Consider the following 20,307-nt stretch of genomic DNA (forward strand, 5'->3'; position numbering starts at 1 on the left):
CACCAGGCACTGGCCGCTCGCTGCGAACGACGCCTCGCCCGCGGAGGGCAGTACGCGCCGACTGCGGCCGCCGTCGGCGGTGGACAGGGCCCGGTATCGGCCGTCGACCGGGTCGCCGACCGCGAGGTCGTGCGCGGTGGCGGGCCGGACGGTGCCCCGGGCGCCGCCCCGGTCGGGGGAGTGCAGGACGCGCGCCGCGGAGGGCACGCGCCGACTGCGGCCGCCGTCCGCGGTGGACAGGGCCCGGTGCCGGCCGTCGACCGGGTCGCCGACCGCGAGGCCCCGCCCGTCGCCGGCCGCACATCGCGTGGGCCCGGGCTCACCAGGCACTGGCCGCTCGCTGCGAACGACGCCTCGCCCGCGGAGGGCAGTACGCGCCGACTGCGGCCGCCGTCGGCGGTGGACAGGGCCCGGTACCGGCCGTCGACCGGGTCGCCGACCGCGAGGCCGTGCGCGGTGGCGGGCCGCACGATGCTCCAAAAGCCGCCCCGGTCGGGAGAGTGCAGGACGCGCGCCACGGAGGGCTCGCCGCGAACGACGCCTCGCCCGCGGAGGGCACGCGCCGACTGAGGCCGCCGTCGGCGGTGGACAGGGCCCGGTATCGGCCGTCGACCGGGTCGCCGACCGCGAGGTCGTGCCCGGTGGCGGGCCGCACGATGCCCCAAACGCCGCCCGGGCGCGCGGCGGCCACCGGGCGGGCTGCCGTGACTTCGTCCCCGCTTGGGCCGCTTCGTGCCCCTCGTGCCGTGGCGCAAAGGTGACTTGGCGCCTGCTGGACAGCCAAGGGGTACTGACCCCCGCCATCAGCGACGACATGCTTCCCGCCATGAGACACATGAACAGCAGGTGGCGGCCGAGGGTCAGGAGCCCGCGGCCGCAGTACGTGGCGGCCGCGGCTCTCGCGGCGCTGCTGGCAGGCCTGACCGCGACACCCGGTGCGGCACAGGACACCGGCCAGGACACCGGCCGCGGCGCCGCGCAGGCCGGCTCCGGTGCGCAGGGCGGCGCGGCCGGCGTCACCCGGCACCAGGTCACCCTGATCACCGGTGACCGGGTCACGCTGGAGACGGACCCCTCGGGCAGGCAGAGCGTCACGGCCGAGCCCGCGAAGGGGCGCGAGCACATCACGTTCGTCAAGCGCCGGAACGGCCGGGACTGGATCGTCATACCCGCCGACGCCCTCCCGCTGCTGGCCACCGACCGCCTCGACGCGGCGCTGTTCAACGTCTCGGCCCTGGTCAAGGGGAAGTACGACGAGCGGTCGAGCCTGCCGCTGATCGTCCAGTACGCGGGCGACGCGGGCACCGCCGAGCGCCGGCTCACCACGGCCGGGGCCGTCGGCGCCCGGACCGTCGCCGGAACCCCCTTCGCGACGCTGACCGAACACCGGCAGGACGCCGCGGAGTTCTGGAAGGGCATAGCCCCCGGCCGGGCGGGCGCCACGTCCTTCGGCGCGGGTGTGCGCCGGGTCTGGCTCGACGGGCATTCCAAGGTCCAGGCCGAGAGCACGGTGACCCGCATCGGCGCCCCGCACGCCTGGGAGAAGGGCTTGACCGGCACCGGCGTCAAGGTCGCGGTGCTGGACACCGGTTACGACCCGAACCACCCGGACCTCAAGGGCCTCGTCACCGAGTCGGCGAACTTCACCGGCGAGCCGAACACCGACGACCTGATGGGGCACGGCACCCACGTCACCTCGACCATCGCCGGTTCCGGCGCGCTCTCCGACGGCCGGTACAAGGGCGTGGCACCCGGTGTGCGGATCCTCTCCGGCAAGGTGTGCACCGGGGACGGCAACTGCGACAACTCCGCCATCATCGAGGGCCTGGCCTGGGCGGCCCAGCACGGCGCCAAGGTGATCAACCTCAGCCTGGGCGACACGGACACGCCGGAGACCGACGCCGTCGAGGCGATGGTCGACACCGTCAGCCGTGACTACGGCGTCCTGGTGGTGGCCGCGGCCGGCAACAACGGCTCCGGCAGCAAGGTCTCCTCGCCCGCCTCCGCGGACCGCGCGCTGGCCGTCGGCGCCGCCGAGGCCGACGACGACCGCGCCGTCTTCAGCTCGGTCGGCCCGCGGACCGGCGACTCCGGCCTCAAGCCGGACATCATCGCCCCCGGCGTCGGCGTCGTCGCCGCCAGAGCGGGCGGCACCACCGCCGACGACGGCTACATCGCGATGGACGGCACGTCCATGGCCACGCCGCACGTGGTCGGCGCCGCCGCCGTCCTGTTCCAGCAGCACCCGGACTGGACCGCCGAGCAGGTCAAGCGCCAGCTGATGCAGTCGGCGACCGGTGCCATGGAGCACGGCGCCTACTACCAGGGCTCCGGGCGGGTCGACGTGGCCCGTGCGGTCGACCAGGAGGTCACCGCCGACGTCGCCGGAGTGGACTTCGGACTGGTCCGCTGGACCGACGGCCGGCGGCCGCCGGTGAGCCGGAAGATCACCTACCGCAACCCGGGCGCCGCCCCGGTCACCCTCCGGCTGGCGCAGAACGCGGGCAGCGGCCTGCTGGACAAGCCCGCCCCCGCCGGCCTGTTCCGGCTGAGCGCCGACACGGTCACCGTGCCCGCGCACGGAACGGCGGACGTCACCCTCACCGTGACCCCGGAGGCGACCACGGCCTACGCCGCCTACAGCGGCGTGGTGAGCGCGGCCACCGCGGACGGGCTGGTCTCGGTGCGCGTCCCGTTCGGCATGGACCTGGAGCAGCCGTCCTACGACCTGCGCATCGACATGAGGAGCCGTACGGGCGCGGCCCCCGACACCGCCTACCTGCTCGTCCAGTCGGCCGACCACAAGTCCTACGAGGTGGAGGCGCTCGGCAAGAGCAGCACCGTGGTGCGGCTGCCGAAGGACACCTACTCGGTGAGCGGCTTCTTCTTCGACGCGTCGTTCACCGAGGGCGTCATCGTGGGCGTGCCGAAGGTCGTGATGACCGCCGACCGGCAGGTCGCCATCGACGCGCGGAAGGCCAAGCCCGTGACCGTCTCGGCGCCGAGCCGCTCGGCGCGCATCCTCTCGGCGGAGATCGGCACCATCAGCCTGGGCGACGAACTGCTCTCCGTGACCATGTACAACGCGATCGGCGAGGACCACATCGAGGGCGTGTACGCGACCCCGACGGCGCGCGACAAGGACGCGAAGTTCACCTACCTCGTCAGCACCGTCTGGGGTGACCCCACCGGCGCGGACGGCAATCCCTCCTCGGTCTACTACCTCTCCCGGCCGGTGCACGGCGGCATCCCGGCCGATCCGGGGTACCGCCCCCGGACGTCGGAACTGGCCAAGGTGGACACCACCTTCGCCGCCACCACCCCGGGAACCACCGCTGCCCGCCTCGTCTGGATGTACGTCGACAACGTCCGCTTCAGCGCGCCCTCGATGACGGGGCTGCCGGTTCCGACCCGGCGGGTCGACTACTTCTCGGCGGCCGACGGCCTGCGCTGGCAGACGGCCTTCGACCAGAACAACTTCTTCGACCCGGACACCCGCGGACAGAGCTACCTCGGCGACCTGCACAGCTACAAGGCCGGCGCCAAGGTCGAGGAGCGCTGGAACGGCGGGATCCAGGCCGTGGGCCTCGCAGCCTCGATGGCCGCCTTCCGCGAGGGCGACACCATGTACCGCCCCTTCCAGTCGGCCGCGAACGGAAACCTCGACCTGGTGGCCGACACGACGGCCGGCCTGCCCACGGCGGAGCTGCGGCGCAACGGCGAACTCGTCTCCGAGGACTGGAGCATGAGCGACGTACCCGCCGACACGACCCCCGCCGACTACCGCCTGACGGTCGAGCACGACCGCGATCTCGCCCCCAGCTCGGTCTCCACCCACGTGTCGGCCGAATGGCGCTTCCGGTCGCAGACCACCGCGACCCGTCAGGCGCTGCCGCTGTACGCGGTGCGCATGGCGCCCGAACTGGACGAGTGGAACCGTGCCAGGGCCGGTCGTGAGCTCCGCATCCCGGTCCTGATCCAGCGGACGCCCGGCGCCGTCGAGTCGCCCGTCCGCACCTTCACCGTCGAGGCCTCCTACGACGAGGGCAGGACCTGGAACCCGGTGAAGGTCAAGGGCTCCGGCATGGAGCGCACCGTGACCGTGGACAGCCCGCACCGTTCCGAGGGCGGCTCGGTGAGCCTGCGCACCTATGTGCGCGACGCCGCGGGCAACTCCTTCAAGCAGACCGTGATCAAGGCCTACCTCCTGAAGTGACGGGAGCGCGGCACCACGGGGCCCGCCGGATCCGTCCGGCGGGCCCCGTGCGCCGTCTCAGAGCCAGTTCCGGCGTGCCGCGTGCCAGCCCAGCTGCATGCGGGTCGCGACGCCCGCGAGGCTCATCAGCCCCTGGACGCGGCGCTGGACGGTGCGCTTGCTCACGCGGAGCTGCCCGGCGATCGCCTCGTCGGTCAGGCCGGCGACCATCAGGGACAGCAGGTGCCGGTCCTCCGGAACCAGTGACGCGGCATCCTCGGGGCCGGCGCCGCCGATCCGCCCCTCCTCGGTCACCCGGAGCGGGGCGCCGACCTCCCAGTAGCGCTCGAAGAGGTCGATCAGCCCCTCCAGCAGACTGCTCTCCCGCACCAGCGCCGCCTTGAGCTCCCTGGGGCTGCCGGGCGCACCCGGGGAGGCCAGCGGCAGGACGGCCACCGACCGGTCGGAGACCGCCATCCGCAAGGGCAGCCGCGGCACGGCGCGGGCGGCCTCGCCGGCGCGCACCCCTTCGACGACGTTGTCGACCGAGCCGGGGTCGTCGAAGTACGCCTGCTCGTACAGGACCCGGTAGAGCACGCCCCGGTCGTGCGCGGCGAACTGCTCCTGATTGCTCTCCGGGGGCATGGCCACGTAACCGGCCTTGCAGAACCACAACATCTCGCGGCGGCTGCCGTCCTGGAGCTGCCGCAGCCGCTGCCGCAGGGCGGCCGCGCCGCTGATGATCTCGATCGCCTCGCCCCCGACGCGGGCCCGGGCGCCGCGCTGGTACGTCTGCACCATCTCGAGCACGGCCGCCCGGGTCTGTTCCAGGGCCTCCGACTGGCGCTGGAGCCGCGGCACGAGGGCGACCTCCGGCGGGATGGCCGCGAACCAGCCGGGACTGTCCTCCACCGGGTACGCCAGTCCCTTGGCCTCCAGCGCGAGCAGCAGCCGGCGGGCCGCCGCGGTGTCCAGTTCGCAGCTGCCGGAGATCTCCTCGGCGGACGCCGACTCGGTGACGAGCAGCAGGCGGTACACCTCGCCCTCGGCGACCGTGAGGCCCACGGTGTCCAGCATGTCGCTCCTCCCTTCACCGCCCGGCGTGATCGCCGGTGGCCGCGTCGGAGAACGCGTTCGGTCCGGCGGCCGATTCCATCAGACATCAGCCCGCGGACAACGACTGCTACCGGGGCCGACCGCGTGGCGGTACGGGAGGGGCGCGGCGACGGCACGCGATGTGTGAGGCTGGGACCATGGTCAATCGACTGAGCGGTTCCACGTCGCCGTATCTGCTCCAGCACGCCGACAACCCCGTGCACTGGTGGCCGTGGGGCGAGGAGGCGTTCGCGCGGGCGCGGGAGCGCGGGGTGCCGGTGCTGCTCAGCGTGGGGTACAGCAGCTGCCACTGGTGCCATGTCATGGCGGCGGAGTCCTTCGAGGACGAGGCGACCGCCGCGTACCTCAACGAGCACTTCGTGTCGGTGAAGGTCGACCGCGAGGAGCGGCCCGACGTCGACGCCGTCTACATGGAGGCCGTGCAGGCGGCGACCGGGCAGGGCGGCTGGCCGATGACGGTGTTCCTGACCCCGGAGCGCGAGCCGTTCTACTTCGGCACCTACTTCCCGCCCGCGCCGCGGCACGGCATGCCCTCGTTCCGGCAGGTGCTGCAGGGGGTCGAGGCCGCCTGGCGCGAGCGTCGCGACGAGGTCGGGGAGGTCGCGGCGAGCATCGTCAAGGACCTGGGAGGCCGCTCGATGGACCTCGGCGGAACCGGTGTCCCGGGGGAGCAGGAACTCGCCGCGGCGCTGCTCGGGCTGACCCGGGACTACGACGCCTCGCACGGCGGGTTCGGCGGCGCGCCCAAGTTCCCGCCGTCGATGGCCCTGGAGTTCCTGCTGCGGCACCACGCGCGCACCGGCTCCGAGGGCGCGCTGCAGATGGCGGCGGACACCTGCGAGGCGATGGCCCGCGGCGGCATCTACGACCAGCTCGGGGGCGGCTTCGCGCGCTACTCCGTGGACCGGGGGTGGGTGGTGCCGCACTTCGAGAAGATGCTCTACGACAACGCCCTGCTGTGCCGGGTCTACGCCCACCTGTGGCGCGCCACCGGTTCCGACGCGGCCCGCCGGGTCGCCCTGGAGACCGCCGGCTTCCTCGTCCGTGAACTGCGCACCCACGAGGGCGGCTTCGCCTCCGCGCTCGACGCCGACAGCGACAAGCCGGGCGGCGGCCACGGCGAGGGGGCGTTCTACGTCTGGACGCCGGCGGAACTGGAGGACGTCCTCGGCCCGGCGGACGCGGCGCTGGCCGCCGCGCACTTCGGGGTGACGCAGGAGGGCACCTTCGAAGAGGGCGCGTCCGTGCTCCAACTCCCCGCCGACGCGGGGCCGGCCGACGCGGAGCGCATCGCCTCCGTGCGGGAACGGCTCTTCACGGCGCGCGAGGCCCGCCCGCGCCCCGGCCGGGACGACAAGGTCGTCGCCGCGTGGAACGGGCTGGCGATCGCCGCGCTGGCCGAGACGGGCGCGTACTTCGGCCGGCCGGACCTCGTCGCGGCCGCCGTGGAGGCCGCGGACCTGCTGGTGCGGGTCCACATGGACGAGCACGGCCGGCTGGCCCGGACCTCGCGGGACGGCGTCGTGGGCGTCAACGCCGGTGTGCTGGAGGACTACGCGGACGTCGCGGAGGGCTTCCTGGCGCTCACGGCGGTGACCGGCGAGGGTGTGTGGCTGGACTTCGCGGGGCTGCTGCTCGACTCCGTGCTGGGGCACTTCACCGGGGAGGCGGGGGCGCTCTACGACACCGCGGACGACGCGGAGGCGCTGATCCGACGGCCCCAGGACCCGACCGACAACGCGGCCCCCTCGGGCTGGACGGCCGCCGCCGGGGCCCTGCTGTCGTACGCCGCGTACACCGGCTCGACGCGGCACCGCGAGGCCGCCGAGCAGGCGCTCGGGGTCGTGGGCGCCCTCGCCGCCCGGGTGCCGCGGTTCATCGGCTGGGGGCTGGCGGTCGCCGAGGCGGCACTCGACGGCCCCCGCGAGGTCGCCGTGGTCGGCCCGGCAGGCGACGCCGGGACGGCGGCGCTGCACCGGGTCGCGCTGCTGGGCACCGCCCCGGGCGCGGTGGTCGCGGTGGGCGCGCCCGGCTCCGACGAGTACGCCCTGCTGGCCGACCGCCCGCTGCTCGGCGACCTCGGCGACCGTCCGGCCGCCTACGTCTGCCGGCACTTCGTCTGCGCGGCCCCGACCGCCGACCCCGAAACCCTGGGGGAGCAGCTCGGCGCTCGCTGAACCAGGGCCGCGCCCCGGCGGGGTTCATTCCGGTGCGCCCTGATCGACAAGTGCGGTCGGAGGGACCGCTGGTGACGATGCGCCAGAGCGGTTTGCCATGAAATGGCCCGTTTTGGGACGGCCTTACGGGAGGCCGAACGGAAAGTGTCCGGTTCCGGACATGACCGGTACTGCCGGGTGATCATGGGCCGTGAGACGGTCTCGGTGACCCCGGGAGCGCTGCGCACCGCTCACTGTCGGTGACGCGCTGTGGCGTTCGGCTCGCCCGCCCCGGCCGGCCCGCCGGGAATTGGGCGCGGGCTTTCGTCCGCCGAACTGGTGCCCGGTGTACCGAACGGAGTGCCGTGTCCCGGATCTGGTGGACTGTCTGATTCCCGTTGGTATTTGATGCCGTGTCATGGTGCGTGGACGTCCGTATTCGGAACGATGTCCGCCGCCCCTGCCGCGTCGTGGCGGCGCGCCGCATCGCGGGAGCGTGGCGCAGGTGGAACGGTGTCGGGTCCGGCCCCCGGCGGTGCGGTGCGGGGTGCGGCACCGAGTCGGTGCATGCCGCACAGAATTGTGAAGGCACCCCAGATGTGATGTGCGCATCCTGTAAAGGGCCTGTAATCACGCGAAATTAGGGGCCTTTCAAATTCCGGATACCGGCCCGCCGTATTCCGGTGGGCGCCCTCGATTCCGGGGGAGTGCCGAATGGGCCGGGGCCGTGATCTTGATTCGCTTACGCAGGCGTACTTCTGGCGGCTCGTCAGCCGGCGGGCGGCGCCCGGCGCGTCATCTGGACAACATGTGCCCGTAACAAACTCTTTTACACACGAGCTCCCACCGCCCCTGTATAACTTTCTTACTCCGACTCGGAGGGGGGGTGAGTGCAGCATGGCACTCACGATTCAGGGGTGCGGGGCCGCTTGGGGTGCGGCACCGCGTCGTCGGGAATGCACGGCGCCGAAGGCGGCGAACCGCTGCCGGCTCCGGAAGCGCGGCCGCACCGGCCGCCATCAGTGGCCCCCGCCGGGCCGGGGGGCGATGCCGGCCCAGTGAGCCGGCCGGGCTCGCCCGGTGACCCCGTGGGTCCCGACGTCGCCGTTCGGTGCGGATCGGTGGAAAACCGCAGGTAGGCGTGGTGGCCATGGTGTGCCACCGGGCGTCCCGGTGGTGTTCCCGGCTGCCCGTGCGGGGACGGCTCGACCTGCCGTGGCCTACCGGATCCAATCGGGCCCATCCGGCCGTCGGCTCACACGACGTCGGTCAGTCTCCCGCGCAGCGGCCGGCGCAGCGTCCGGGCGGCTCCCGCCTCGTCGTGCCCTGCCCGCCGTGACCGGCGGGCGCGGGGCCGCCGGATCTCCCTATTCATCCCGGCCGTCCGTTCACCCGTGCTTCACATGAATTCCACGCTGATGTCGGCGCCATACGTATCCCGTCAAGGTCCCATCAGGAGGCAGTCCCATGGCCAGAATATTCATCGTTGGTTCCGGTGTCGTCGGCACCGCCACCGGCAAGGGTTTTATCCATGCCGGCCACGAGGTGACATTCATCGATGTCCTGCCCCAGCGCATAGACCAGCTGCGCTCGGAAGGGCTCGACGCACGCGACACCCTCGATCTGCGCGCCGAACCGGGCGCATTCATCTTCCTCACCCTCCCGACGCCCAACGTCGGGCACCGCTACGACCTGTCCGCGTTCGAGGCGGGTTCCACCTCGGTGGGCGAGGCGCTGGCGGACGCCGCGGAGAAGCACATCGTGGTGGTCCGCTCCACCGTGCCGCCGGGCACCGCCGAGGGTCTCGTCCAGCCGCTGCTGGAGAAGCACTCGGGCGGCCGCCTGGGCGAGGACTTCATGCTCGCCAGCAACCCGGAGTTCCTGCGGGCGGCGTCCGCCGTCGAGGACTTCCGCTACCCGTGGATGACGGTGGTCGCCTCGCGCAGCGCGCGGACCAGGGAGCGGCTGGCCGAACTGCTGCTGCCGTTCGGCGGGGAGATGCGCTTCTTCGCCGACCCGGCGGAGGCCGAGTTCGTCAAGTGCGCGCACAACATCTACAACGCGACGAAGATCAGCTTCTGGAACGAGATGTGGCTGGTCAGCCAGACGCTCGGCCTGGACCTCGATCCCATCGCCCAGACCGTGGCCCGCTCCGCCGAGGGCTCCTACAACCCGCTGTACGGCATTCGCGGCGGCGCCCCCTACGGCGGGGTGTGCCTGCCCAAGGACACGCAGGGCTTCCTCGGCCTCGCGGACACGATCGGCCTGGACATGCCGCTGCTGCGCGCCGTCGTCGCCGTCAACGACACCCTCGCCGAGAAGGTCGACCAGGAGGCGGACGCCCTCACGGCCGAGGTCGCGTAGTCCGGCCGGCCACGCCCCACGGCGTGGCCCGCGCCCCGGCAGGCGCCCGGCCCCGGAAGCCGCCGGGGCCCGGGCGTCCCGGTCCCTGCCCGACCCCCGGGGACCGTGGACACTCCCCTCCCGGGCCCCGGCCCCGCCCGCGTCACCACACAGCCCGCTGTCGCACCGCACACCACGAGAACAGGGCCATGAGCGGACTCTTCGACACCACCGTCCTCGACTTCCGGTACTACCTCGTCTACCTCCCGCTGGGCATCCTGGGCCTGGTGCGCTGGACGTTCTGGCTGGTCCGCCGGGCGCCGGCGTCTCTCTACCGGCCCGTGGCCGACGACTTCAGGCTGCCCATGAGCATCGTGGTCCCCGTGTACCAGGAGGACCCCGAGATCTTCGCGCTCGCGATCGAGTCCTGGCTGGCGAACGACGTCGAGGAGGTGGTCCTGGTCATCGACGTCACCGACCAGGCCTGCCAGGACATCGCCGCCCGGTACCCGGTCACCGTCGTCATCACCGACGTCCCGGGCAAACGGGACGCGCTGGTGCGCGGGTGGGAGGCGTGCAGCACCGAACTCGTGGCGCTCGTCGACTCCGACACCATCTGGGCCGACGACGTGGCCGCCGAGGCGTGCAGGCCCTTCGCCGACCCGAAGGTGGGCGGAGTGGGCACCCGGCAGAACGTCTACAACCCCAAGGGCTTCCTCCAGCGCGTGAACGACATGTTCCTGGACTACCGGTACTTCGACGAGAACGCCGCCCAGTCCCGGATGGGCCGGGCGGTCTCCTGCCTCTCCGGCCGCACCGCGGTCTACCGGCGGGAACTGCTGCTGGAGATATCCGAAGACTTCATGGCCGAGACGTTCATGGGCGTGCCCTGCATGTCGGGGGACGACAAGCGGCTGACCACGCTCATCCTGGAGCGCGGCCACCTGGCCTTCATGCAGCGCTCCGCACGGGTGTGGTCCACCTTCCCGGGGACGGTACGGATCTTCCTCAAGCAGCGGCTGCGCTGGGCCCGCAACACCTGGCGCTCCGACCTGCGGGCGCTGTCGCGGCGTTGGGTCTGGCGGCACCCCTTCCTGGCCTTCACCATGATCGACAAGGGGGTCAGCAGCTTCACGCTGCTCTTCTCCCCGATCTTCATGACGCTCGCGATCGTCCGTGAGGACTGGTTCTTCGTCGCCTGCCTGGCCGGCTGGTGGTGGATCAGCCGGTCCATGAAGATCCTGCCGCACCTGGTCCGCAAGCCGTCGTCGTTCTTCCTGGTGCCGGGCTTCGTGGTGGTCTCGTTCGTCATGGCCGTGGTCAAGCTGTGCGCTCTGGCCACGATCCGCAAGCAGCGCTGGCTCACCCGCCAGGTCTCGGTGGAGAACGGCGTCGTGGTCCGTACGGCCTCGGTTCCCGCGCAGGCCCAGCCCGCCCAGTCGGAGGTGGTCGCGTGAGCCCCGCGCTGCGCACCCTTGCCATCACCGTGGCCGCGGCACTGTCCACCGCAGTGCTGTCCGCCGCGATACCGTCCGTCGCTGTCGCCGCCGGCGACCCGGACACCGCGGCCTGGGAGCGGACCGGCCGCCCCGAGCGGCTGATGGTGATCCGGCCGGGCACCGTCGCCCTGGTCAGCCGGGGCACCGTGGTCCGCCGGCTGTACCCGCAGGCGGGCGCCCTTCCCCTGAGCTGGCTCGTGGCCAACGCGGGGCACGACTGGGTCGCCCGTTCCTCCGGGGGCGGGACCGCCGCGGTGCAGATGAAGACCGCCGTGCTGCTCACTCCCGGCACCACCCTGCGGATCGGGCCGGACACCGCGAAGGTGCTCTTCACGGCGGGGCGTACGGCCGCCTCGGGGACATGGATCCGCGGCAGCCGGGCCGGCCTCGAAGTGCGGGACGCCACCCTCGGGTCGGTCGGCGAGGACGGCAACGAGCCCGCCGCCGGGGACGCCGCCGGCCGCCCCTACATCCTCATGGGCGCGGGCGGACGGCTGGACCTCGACCACAGCACGGTCACCGGGTTCGGTCTCCCCGGCACCGGACCGGGCCTGAGCAGATTCTCCGGCGTCACCTGGGGCAAGGGCAGCACCGGCTCCGCCGTCGGCTCCTCCTTCGTGGGCAATCGCACCGGCCTGCGGCTGGCCGGGTCCACCGGCGTCAAGCTCTCCGATGTGACGGTCAAGGGCTCCCTTGAGGACGGCGTGGTGCTGAACAAGGACGCCGGCACCGTCATCGAGGGCCTGGCCTCGCAGGACAACGGCCGCAACGGCCTGACCGCCGGAGGCACCGACGACCGCGCCCTGACCGGCGTCGGCACGTCGGGCAACCGGGGCAGCGGCATCAAGGCCACGGCCCAAAGCGGCCTGCGGCTGACCGGCGTCACCTCGCAGGGCGACCAGGGCGGCGGCATCCGGCTGGTGTCCTGCGCCGCGTGCACTGTCGACACCGCCACCGTGCACGGCGCGCCGGTCGCCCTGGCCGTCTCCGGGGCGGGCAGTCAAGTGGCCGTCGTCGACCCCCGGTTCAGCTCGGGGACCACCGGCATCACCCTCGCGGCGGGCATCGGCGGCGCCACCGTCTCGGGCGGCACGGTCCAGGGCTTCGAGCGCGGCATCGCCGTCTCCGGCTCCGCCGTGAGCGTGCGGCAGACCGCCGTCAGCGACTCCCTCACCGGCGTCTCGGTCTACGGGCAGGCCCACGAGGTGTCGCTGCGCGGCGTCACCGTGCGCGGCGGACGGGTCGGGGTCACCGCCTCCGACACCACCTCCGCCGTGACGCTCACCGATGTGCGGGTCAGCGGCACCACCAGGAAGGGCCTGTCCTCCGCGTCGCCGGGACTGCGGGTGACCGGCGGCTCCGTCTCCGGTGCGACCACCGCCGTCGACCTGGGCGCCTCGGCCCGGCTGGACACCCTGACGATCAGCGGCGCCCGCCGCGGCCTGCACCTCGCGGCCGGCGTGCACGCGACCGGCACCGCACTGGACGTACTCGCCGAACGCAAGGGGATCGAGGTCGGCCGCGGTGCCCGCATGGACCTCACCGACTCCCGGGTCCGCGCCCCCATCGCGCTCTTCGGGCCCGGCGACGTCCACCGCATCGGCCACACCCGGGTCACCCTGCCGCCCTTCCCCTGGCTCGGATTCGCCGCCCTGCTGGCCCTGACCCTGGCAGCCGGACTGCAGACCGTCCACCAGGTCAGGCACCGCAGGACCCCGACCCCGCAAGTCGCCTCCCACGTACGCAACACCGCCTGATCCGCCGGCCCGCCGGACGGCCGCCCCGCGCTGCCGACGCGTCCCACCACCCGCCACCACCCGCCGCCGCTCCTATCCCGGCGGTGACCACAGGAGCCGCACCATGAGAGATCGCCGTCGTCCCACGAGGCCCGCCTGCTGCGAGCCCTCGACCACCGCCTCGACCACCGCCTCGACCACCGCCTCCGCCACCGCCTCCGTCACCGCCGACTCCCGCACCGCACCCGGCCCGCGCCGGCTGCGGACGCTCACCGCCACGCTGACCACGACCGCGCTGGTCGGCGGGGCCCTCACGCTGTCCGCCGGGACGACGTCGGCGGCGACCTGCTCGGGGCAGGTCCGGTACGCGTCGAGCACGAACACGATCTACCTCCAGTCCGGTACCGCGAGCCTGTCGGCCATCGCGTCGCTGTGCGCGTCGGCGCCGCTGCGACTGGTCGACGCGGCCAGCCGCACCTGGGAGCTGAGCGCGGACCTGGTCGTGCAGAACGGCGCGACGCTCCTCCTGCACGGCACGTCGGCCGACGACGGCGGCGACGTGGACACCCTGCGGCTGCGCAGCCTGGCCGACAACGTGGCGACCAACGTCAACTCGATCACGTCCCAGTACGGCACGATCGACATCGACTCGGTCGCCATCACCTCCTGGGACGACGCGGCGGGCGGCCCGGACACCGACCCGGGCGTCCCCGCCGGCGCGCCTGCCGGTTCGCGCGGGCGGTCCTTCATACGGGCGCTGTCGTTCCTCGACGCCGACGGGGTCCCCCGGGAGTCCCGGATGGACATCGTGGACAGCGACCTCGGCTACCTCGGCTACTACGCGGCCGAGAGCTACGGGGTGGCGTACAAGGGCCGCGGCTGCGACGCCACCCACCTGGACGCCTGCGCGGCGCTCGACGTCCACGGCTCCCAGATCCGCAGCCGCTTCCACCACAACTACATGGGCACCTACACCTTCAACGCCCAGGGCATGGTCTTCGACGGCAACGAGTACGACCACAACAAGTCGTACGGACTGGACCCGCACGACGACTCCGACAACCTCACGATCACCGACAACCACTCGCACCACAACGGCAACCACGGGATCATCTGCTCACAGCGCTGCGACCACCTGCTGATCGCCCGCAACGAGGTGGACCACAACGGCATCCCGCCGTACCTGCCCCCGGGCGACACCGACGCCTCGGACAACCAGGTGCACGGCATCATGATCCACCGCGGGGTCACCGACACGGTGATCGAGGACAACGACATCCACGACCAGCCCAATGGCGCCGGCATCGCCGTCTTCGACAGCAGCGACGACATCATCCGGAACAACACCGTGAGCGGCGCCGAGTACGGACTGCGCTACAGCGTCGGCGCGAAGGACATCAGCACGTACGGAAACACCGTCACCGACAGCGTGCAGTACGCGGTCTTCACCTACCAGGGCTCGGACCTCCCGGCGTACACCAACGCCACCGGCCGGCCGACGGACCTGACCTTCACCGGGAACGTCTTCGACACCACCGGCAGCAACGCGGTCAAGCTCAACCAGGCCGACGGCACGATCTTCACCGGCAACACCTTCACCGGGCCCTTCGACTCCGGTGTGCTCACGCAGTACACCACCGGCACCGTCTTCGACGGCAACACCGTGCCCGGTTCGCTCGGCTACACCGTCAAGGGCGACTCGGCCACGCCCGGCAGCATGGTCTTCAAGAACGCCGCCCAGACGACCAAGGTCCAGGTGGACTCGGCCAGTTCTGCGGTCTTCACCAGCGGCTCGGGCACGGTCTACAAGGCCGCGGGCTTTCCGGGGGTGAGCACGGTGATCACCCCGGCCGGCGGCACCGCGACCCTGACCCCGGCGGTCGCCGGCACCTCGTCGGTGAACGTGACCCCGCTGCCGCTGTCGGTGCTGCCCGGCGCCGGCACCGCCGCCGCCCGTGTGCCCAACGGGGCGGCGCCGTACCAGGCCCTGGTGGCGGTGGGCACGGCCGGGACGGACCTGGCCTTCCGGGCCACCGGACTCACCCCCGGTGCCCGGTACGCCCTGACGGCCGGCGGCACCACCGTCGCCACCGGCAGCGCGGCCGCCGACGGCACGCTGACGCTGCACACGGCGCCGTCCGGCACCGCGGAGGTGGACTACCGGGTCGTCAGCAGCTCTTGACGATCGCCTCAATCCATCGGCATCCGACCGGCAGTTCAGGGATCACACGTCACGACGTCACACCGGGGACACCGGGCGGACCGGGCCCAGGACAGGAGCGGCACCATGCGCAGACGGCTGTTCATCGCGGGGGGCGGCGCGTCGGCCGCGGCCGCCCTCGTGTCGTGCTCCGCGTACGGCAGCGACCGCTCCGCCCGCTCCACCGGTCCCGACTCCGGCCAGGGCGCCACGCTGGACATGGCCTCCGCGGCCCGGGTGTTCGGGCCGCGGCTGGAGCCCCGCGCGGCCGGTTCGTTCGGGCTGTCCCGCGTCAGGCTGCCGGCCGCGCCGCACCCGGTGCTGGGCCGGCTGCTCCAGGTGCGGTATCCGGCGGGCTCGGCCAGCCCGACCGTCGCCAGGGACTTCGGCAGCCCCGAGGGCGGGGCGCAGCTGTATCTCGCGCTGCGCTCGGGGCCCGTCGACGCGCTGAGCCTGCGGTACTACGTGCGCTTCCCCGCGGACTTCGACTTCGTCAAAGGGGGCAAGCTGCCCGGTCTGTACGGCGGATCCGTCACCAGCGGCAAGCACATCCCGGACGGCTCGGACGGCCTGTCCACCCGCTACATGTGGCGCCGCGGGGGCGCCGCCGAGGTGTACGCCTACCTCCCGACCTCGGTCGAGCACGGCACCTCGCTGGGCAGCGGCGACTGGCGCTGGCCGGCCGGCCGGTGGACCTGCGTGGAGCAGGCGGTGCGTCTCAACACCCCGGGACACAAGGACGGATCGGTCACCGTGTTCCTGAACGGCGCCCAGGTCCTGCTCAGCCGGGGCCTGGAGTTCCGGACGACCGGCCGGCTCGGCATCGGGGGAGTGTTCTTCTCGACCTTCTTCGGCGGCGGGGACCCGAGCTGGGCGACACCGCGCACCCAGCACGCCGAGTTCGCCGCCTTCGCCGTGTCCGACCGCTACATCGGGCCGCTGCCCGGGGCCTGACCGTTCTCCCGCACCGCCGCCACCCCTTCACTTCCTCGTCGATCCAGGAGGCATCATGACCACCACCCACGACGCAGCCCCGACCGCCGTCACCGCATGGGGCGGCCCGATCGTCCGCCAGGCCGTCGTCCTCGCGGGCGGGCAGGCCAGCCGCCTGCGGCCGTACACGGACAGGATCCCCAAGGCCCTGGTGGAGGTGGCCGGCCGACCCATCTTCGAGCACCAGGCCCACTGGCTGGCCGCCGAGGGCATCGAGGAGGTGGTCATCTCCTGCGGCTACCGTGCCGACGCGCTGCAGGACTACGTCGACAGCCATCCGCTCCCGCTGCGGGTACGCATCGTCGTCGAGGACGAACCGCTCGGCCGCGGCGGCGGTCTGAAGCACGCCGCCCGCAGCCTCCCGTACCCCGGCGAGCGCTGGGCCGGCCTCAACGGCGACATCCTCACCCGCTTCTCGCTGCGCGACCTGGCCCGCGCCCACGTCGAGCGGTCCGCGCTGGCCACGCTGGCGGTCACCCCGCTGAAGTCCCCGTACGGCATCGTGGAGCTGACCGGCGGCGACCGCGTCAGCAGCTTCGTCGAGGCCCCCGTGCTCCCGCACTGGATCAACGCCGGCGTCTATCTCTTCGAGCCCGAGGTCACCGCACTCCTGCCCGACCTCGGCGACCACGAGGACACCACCTTCCCCGCGCTGTGCGAGCAGGACCGCCTGTCCGCCTACCGCATCAACGGCTACTGGCGCGGCGTCGACAACGCGAAGGACCTCAAGGAGGCCACCAAGGAGGTGGCCGCCTTCGGCTGGGTCCGCGCCCTCGAATCGGTGTAGCGAACAGGCGCTTCCTGGCGCTGTGTCAGCGGCCGTTCAGGTTCGCCGCGAGCAGGGTCAGCGCGCGGTCGAGGATCGCGGCGAGGTCGTCGCCGCCGCCCGCGTCGATCCAGTGGAAGATGGCCTCGGTCCAGGCGCCGACCAGCGCCCCGACGACGACCCGGATCTCGAAGTCGTCCTCGGGGCGCCCCAGGCGCTCGGCGGTGATGGCGGCCAGCAGCCTGCTGGACTCCTGGATGTTCTCGCCCATGCGCGCGCGGATGGCCGGGACCGTGCGCACCAGCCGCAGCCGCTGCCGCATCTCGTCCAGCTCGGCCGGGTCGGTGAACATCTCCCGCAGCGGTCCCAGCAGCGCGTGCCGCACCGATTCGGCGATGGACTCCGTCACCGGGCGGTCGCGCAGCGCGGCCACCATGACGGGGTCGTACTCGTCGGTGAGGACGATGTCCTCCTTGGTCGGGAAGTACCGGAAGACCGTGCTGGCGGAGACCTCGGCCGCGTCCGCGATCTGCTCGACGGTGGTGCCGTCGTACCCCTGCGCCTCGAAGAGCCGGTAGGCCGCGCGCCGGATGGCCCGGCGGGTCTGGATCTTCTTGCGCTCGCGCAGGCTCGGCCTGCTCGGGCTCGCCGGTCCGGTCGGTCTGGTCGGTGCGGTCACGTGGTCATTGTCGGGCATCGACCGCCGGCACGACCACGCCCGCGGGCTCCTCCGGCCGCCGCTTCCCGCCGGTGCCGGGCAGGAACAGGGCGGTGAGGACCGCGGCCGCCATCGAGGCGCCGCCGCAGACGAGCAGCGCGAGGTCCATGCCGTGCACATAGGCGGCGTCCGCGGAGGCGGCCAGCGCCCGGTCGCCCAGGGCGGCGGCCACCGCGTGCGCGGCGCCGACGGAATCCGCGGCGGTGCCGGCGGCCGCGGCGGGCAGGCCGGTGGTGTCGAGACGATCGGTGTACGCGCCCGCGAGCAGGCTGCCCAGGACGGCCACGCCGATCGCGCCGCCGGTCTGGCGCAAGGTCATCAGCAGCCCGGACCCGGCGCCGGCCCGCTCCTTCGGCAGTGCGCCGAGCGCGGCGTCCATGGCCGGGATCATCGCGAAGCCGAAGGCGAATCCGGTGACCGACAGCCACAGCGCCGTGAACCCGTAGCCGTCGTGCACCTGCGTACGGCTGCCGAGCACGGCGGCGCCGGCGAGCACCACCAGCCCGGCGGTCACCACCGGCCGTGCCCCGAACCGAGCGACCAGCGGCGCGCTGCCCCGGGCCGCCACCATCAGCCCGCCCATCATGGGCAGCAGTCGCAGGCCGGTGCCCAGGGCGTCGTGGCCGAGCACGGCCTGCAGGTACTGGGGGAGCACGAAGAGCAGCCCGGTGAGGATGAAGGTCACCAGCGTGGCGGCGACCGCGTTCCACAGGAAGCCGCGCTGCCGCAGCAGGCCGATGTCGAGCATCGGCCGTTCCTGACGGCGTTCGCGCAGCACCAGTCCGGCGAGCAGGGCCACGGCGCCGAGGAGCGCGAGCAGCACCAGCGGATCGGCCCAGCCCCGCCGCGGGGCCTCGATGATGCCGAGGACCAGCGCGCCGAGCCCGGTCATCGTCAGCGCGGTGCTCGGCAGGTCGATCCGCGGGGTGGCCGGGTCGCGGGTCTCGGGGAGCAGCAGGAGGCAGGCGGTGATGCCGATGGCGACCAGGGGGACGTTGATCAGGAAGATCGAGCCCCACCAGAAGTGGTCGAGCAGGACGCCGCCGATGATCGGCCCGAGCGGCAGGCCCAGCGCCATGGCGGCGGTGACCGCGCCGACGGCCTTGGAGCGCTCCTCGGGCCCGAACAGCGAGGGCAGGACGGACAGCGCGAGCGGCATCACCAGCGCGGCCCCCAGGCCCATCACCGTCCGGGCGGCGATCACCGGCCCGGCGCTGTCCGCGAGGACGCCGAGCACGGAGCCGGCCAGGAAGACCGCCAGGCCCGCGATCAGCATCCGGCGCCGCCCCCAGCGGTCGCCCAGCAGGCCCGCCGGGAGCATCGCTGCGGCGAAGACCACGGTGTAGGCGTCCACGATCCACTGCTGGTCGCCGGTGTCGGCGCCGAGCTCCGCGGCCATGGTCGGCAGGGCGACGTTCAGGATCGTCATGTCGAAACCGAGGACGAGCATGCTCGCCACCAGCGCCCCGAGGGCCCACCAGCGGCGGGGGTCGTTCGTCGTCATGGCACGGCTCTTTCCGGTAGTCGATATCAAATGACAGTGACTCTCAAAAAAGAGTAGCTATCAATGCGGGCATGCGAAAGCCCCGCGGACCGCCGGTGCGGTGCGCGGGGCTCTCGGGCCGCTGCGGGTGGGCTACGCGTGGTTGTAGGCCACCAGCGAGATGCCGACGTAGTGGGCGATGAACGCCGCGAGCGTGAACGAGTGGAAGACCTCGTGGAAGCCGAAGAAGCGCGGCGAGGGGTTGGGGCGCTTGGTGCCGTAGACGATCGCGCCGATGCTGTAGAGCAGGCCGCCGACGACGATCAGCACCAGCACGGCGACGCCGCCGCGCCGCATGAAGTCGGGCAGGAAGAAGACCGCCGCCCAGCCGAGCGCGATGTAGCAGGGCGTGTAGAGCCAGCGCGGGGCGCCGACCCAGAAGACCCTGAAGGCGATGCCGGCCAGGGCCCCGGCCCATACCAGCCAGAGCAGTATCTCCTGCTTGCCCGCGGGCAGCAGGAGCAGCGTGAGCGGTGTGTAGGTGCCCGCGATGATCAGGAAGATGTTCGCGTGGTCGAGGCGGCGCAGCACGGCCTCGCCGCGCGGGCCCCAGTTCCCGCGGTGGTACAGCGCGCTCACGCCGAACAGCGCGCAGGCGGTCACGGTGAAGACGGCGCAGGCGATCCGCCCGCGGGTGCTCTCGGCGAAGGCGGTCAGGGTCACGCCGGCGACCAGGACGGCCGGGAACATCCCGGCGTGCAACCACCCCCTGAGCTTGGGCTTCAGCGGGGCGGCGACGGCGGCGAGTTCTTCAAGGGCGGGAGGCACAACGGGAGTCTCGTCCACGGAGCTCATGAGGTCAATGCTACCTACGCTCGCGTAGGTTACCGTGCAGTAATTTGTCATGTCGCCGGACGTTGGGAGTGGCGATGCTCACCCCACGCGCCCTGGACAGATCGTGTTTCCTGTCCTGATACTCATATGAGTGCGGTCGGCACCGGATGAGCAACCCACGAAGCAGCATCCGGGTCGCAGCCCCCAAGGGGTCCCAACAAAACACCCTCGAAAACTGACGCCAGGTGAGTGCACACCGGGCGGAACG

The 20,307-nt window shown here is 72.6% G+C and carries 12 protein-coding genes and 1 pseudogene; 8 read left to right on the forward strand and 5 right to left on the reverse strand.

What is annotated here, in order from left to right:
• Positions 1–330 (reverse strand): annotated as a pseudogene (locus ACFWVC_RS06175) (hypothetical protein); the annotation flags it as partial.
• A gap of 496 nt (positions 331–826) precedes the next feature.
• On the opposite strand from ACFWVC_RS06175, the gene ACFWVC_RS06180 reads away from it, so the two are divergent.
• Positions 827–4,216, forward strand: coding sequence for a S8 family serine peptidase (locus ACFWVC_RS06180; RefSeq protein WP_384278767.1), 3,390 nt, complete (start codon positions 827–829; stop codon positions 4,214–4,216).
• A 57-nt stretch (positions 4,217–4,273) separates the two neighbouring features.
• Here ACFWVC_RS06180 and ACFWVC_RS06185 read toward each other — a convergent pair whose 3' ends face one another.
• Positions 4,274–5,272, reverse strand: a complete 999-nt coding sequence (locus ACFWVC_RS06185) for a helix-turn-helix domain-containing protein (RefSeq protein ID WP_384278773.1) — start codon at positions 5,270–5,272, stop codon at positions 4,274–4,276.
• Between the two features lie 176 nt (positions 5,273–5,448).
• Here ACFWVC_RS06185 and ACFWVC_RS06190 point away from each other — a divergent pair, with 176 nt between their 5' ends.
• The 7 genes from ACFWVC_RS06190 (at position 5,449) to ACFWVC_RS06220 (ending at position 17,025) form a co-directional block, all read left to right on the forward strand.
• Positions 5,449–7,488, forward strand: coding sequence for a thioredoxin domain-containing protein (locus ACFWVC_RS06190; protein ID WP_384278778.1), 2,040 nt, complete (start codon positions 5,449–5,451; stop codon positions 7,486–7,488).
• Positions 7,489–8,934: 1,446 nt separating this feature from the next.
• Positions 8,935–9,831 carry a hypothetical protein gene (locus tag ACFWVC_RS06195; RefSeq protein WP_384278782.1) on the forward strand — a complete coding sequence of 299 codons (897 nt, stop codon included), beginning with the start codon at positions 8,935–8,937 and terminating at the stop codon, positions 9,829–9,831.
• A 188-nt stretch (positions 9,832–10,019) separates the two neighbouring features.
• Positions 10,020–11,267 carry a glycosyltransferase gene (locus ACFWVC_RS06200; RefSeq protein ID WP_384278788.1) on the forward strand — a complete coding sequence of 416 codons (1,248 nt, stop codon included), beginning with the start codon at positions 10,020–10,022 and terminating at the stop codon, positions 11,265–11,267.
• Positions 11,264–13,066: a right-handed parallel beta-helix repeat-containing protein gene (locus tag ACFWVC_RS06205; protein ID WP_384278794.1), complete on the forward strand. Its 1,803-nt coding sequence runs from the start codon at positions 11,264–11,266 to the stop codon at positions 13,064–13,066. The genes ACFWVC_RS06200 and ACFWVC_RS06205 overlap by 4 nt, the downstream gene beginning before the upstream one ends.
• 103 nt (positions 13,067–13,169) lie before the next feature.
• A complete protein-coding gene (locus ACFWVC_RS06210; protein ID WP_384278800.1) occupies positions 13,170–15,227 on the forward strand; it encodes a right-handed parallel beta-helix repeat-containing protein in 2,058 nt (685 codons plus the stop codon).
• A 105-nt stretch (positions 15,228–15,332) separates the two neighbouring features.
• A complete protein-coding gene (locus ACFWVC_RS06215; protein ID WP_384278807.1) occupies positions 15,333–16,199 on the forward strand; it encodes a polysaccharide lyase in 867 nt (288 codons plus the stop codon).
• A gap of 55 nt (positions 16,200–16,254) precedes the next feature.
• Complete coding sequence (locus ACFWVC_RS06220; RefSeq protein ID WP_384278812.1) at positions 16,255–17,025, forward strand: NDP-sugar synthase; 771 nt, start codon at positions 16,255–16,257, stop codon at positions 17,023–17,025.
• Positions 17,026–17,050: 25 nt separating this feature from the next.
• Here ACFWVC_RS06220 and ACFWVC_RS06225 read toward each other — a convergent pair whose 3' ends face one another.
• The 3 genes from ACFWVC_RS06225 to ACFWVC_RS06235 form a co-directional block, all read right to left on the reverse strand.
• The gene (locus tag ACFWVC_RS06225) at positions 17,051–17,701 is read right to left on the reverse strand and encodes a TetR family transcriptional regulator (protein ID WP_384278819.1); all 651 of its coding nucleotides are present in this window, start codon (positions 17,699–17,701) and stop codon (positions 17,051–17,053) included.
• On the reverse strand, positions 17,688–19,226 hold the full coding sequence (locus ACFWVC_RS06230) for an MFS transporter (RefSeq protein ID WP_384278824.1): 1,539 nt from the start codon (positions 19,224–19,226) through the stop codon (positions 17,688–17,690). The genes ACFWVC_RS06225 and ACFWVC_RS06230 overlap by 14 nt, the downstream gene beginning before the upstream one ends.
• Positions 19,227–19,358: 132 nt before the next feature.
• Complete coding sequence (locus ACFWVC_RS06235; RefSeq protein WP_384278830.1) at positions 19,359–20,060, reverse strand: hemolysin III family protein; 702 nt, start codon at positions 20,058–20,060, stop codon at positions 19,359–19,361.
• Positions 20,061–20,307 lie beyond the last annotated feature (247 nt).

The organism is Streptomyces sp. NPDC058691 (genome assembly GCF_042714775.1).
In the GTDB taxonomy this organism is placed as follows: Bacteria; Actinomycetota; Actinomycetes; order Streptomycetales; family Streptomycetaceae; genus Actinacidiphila.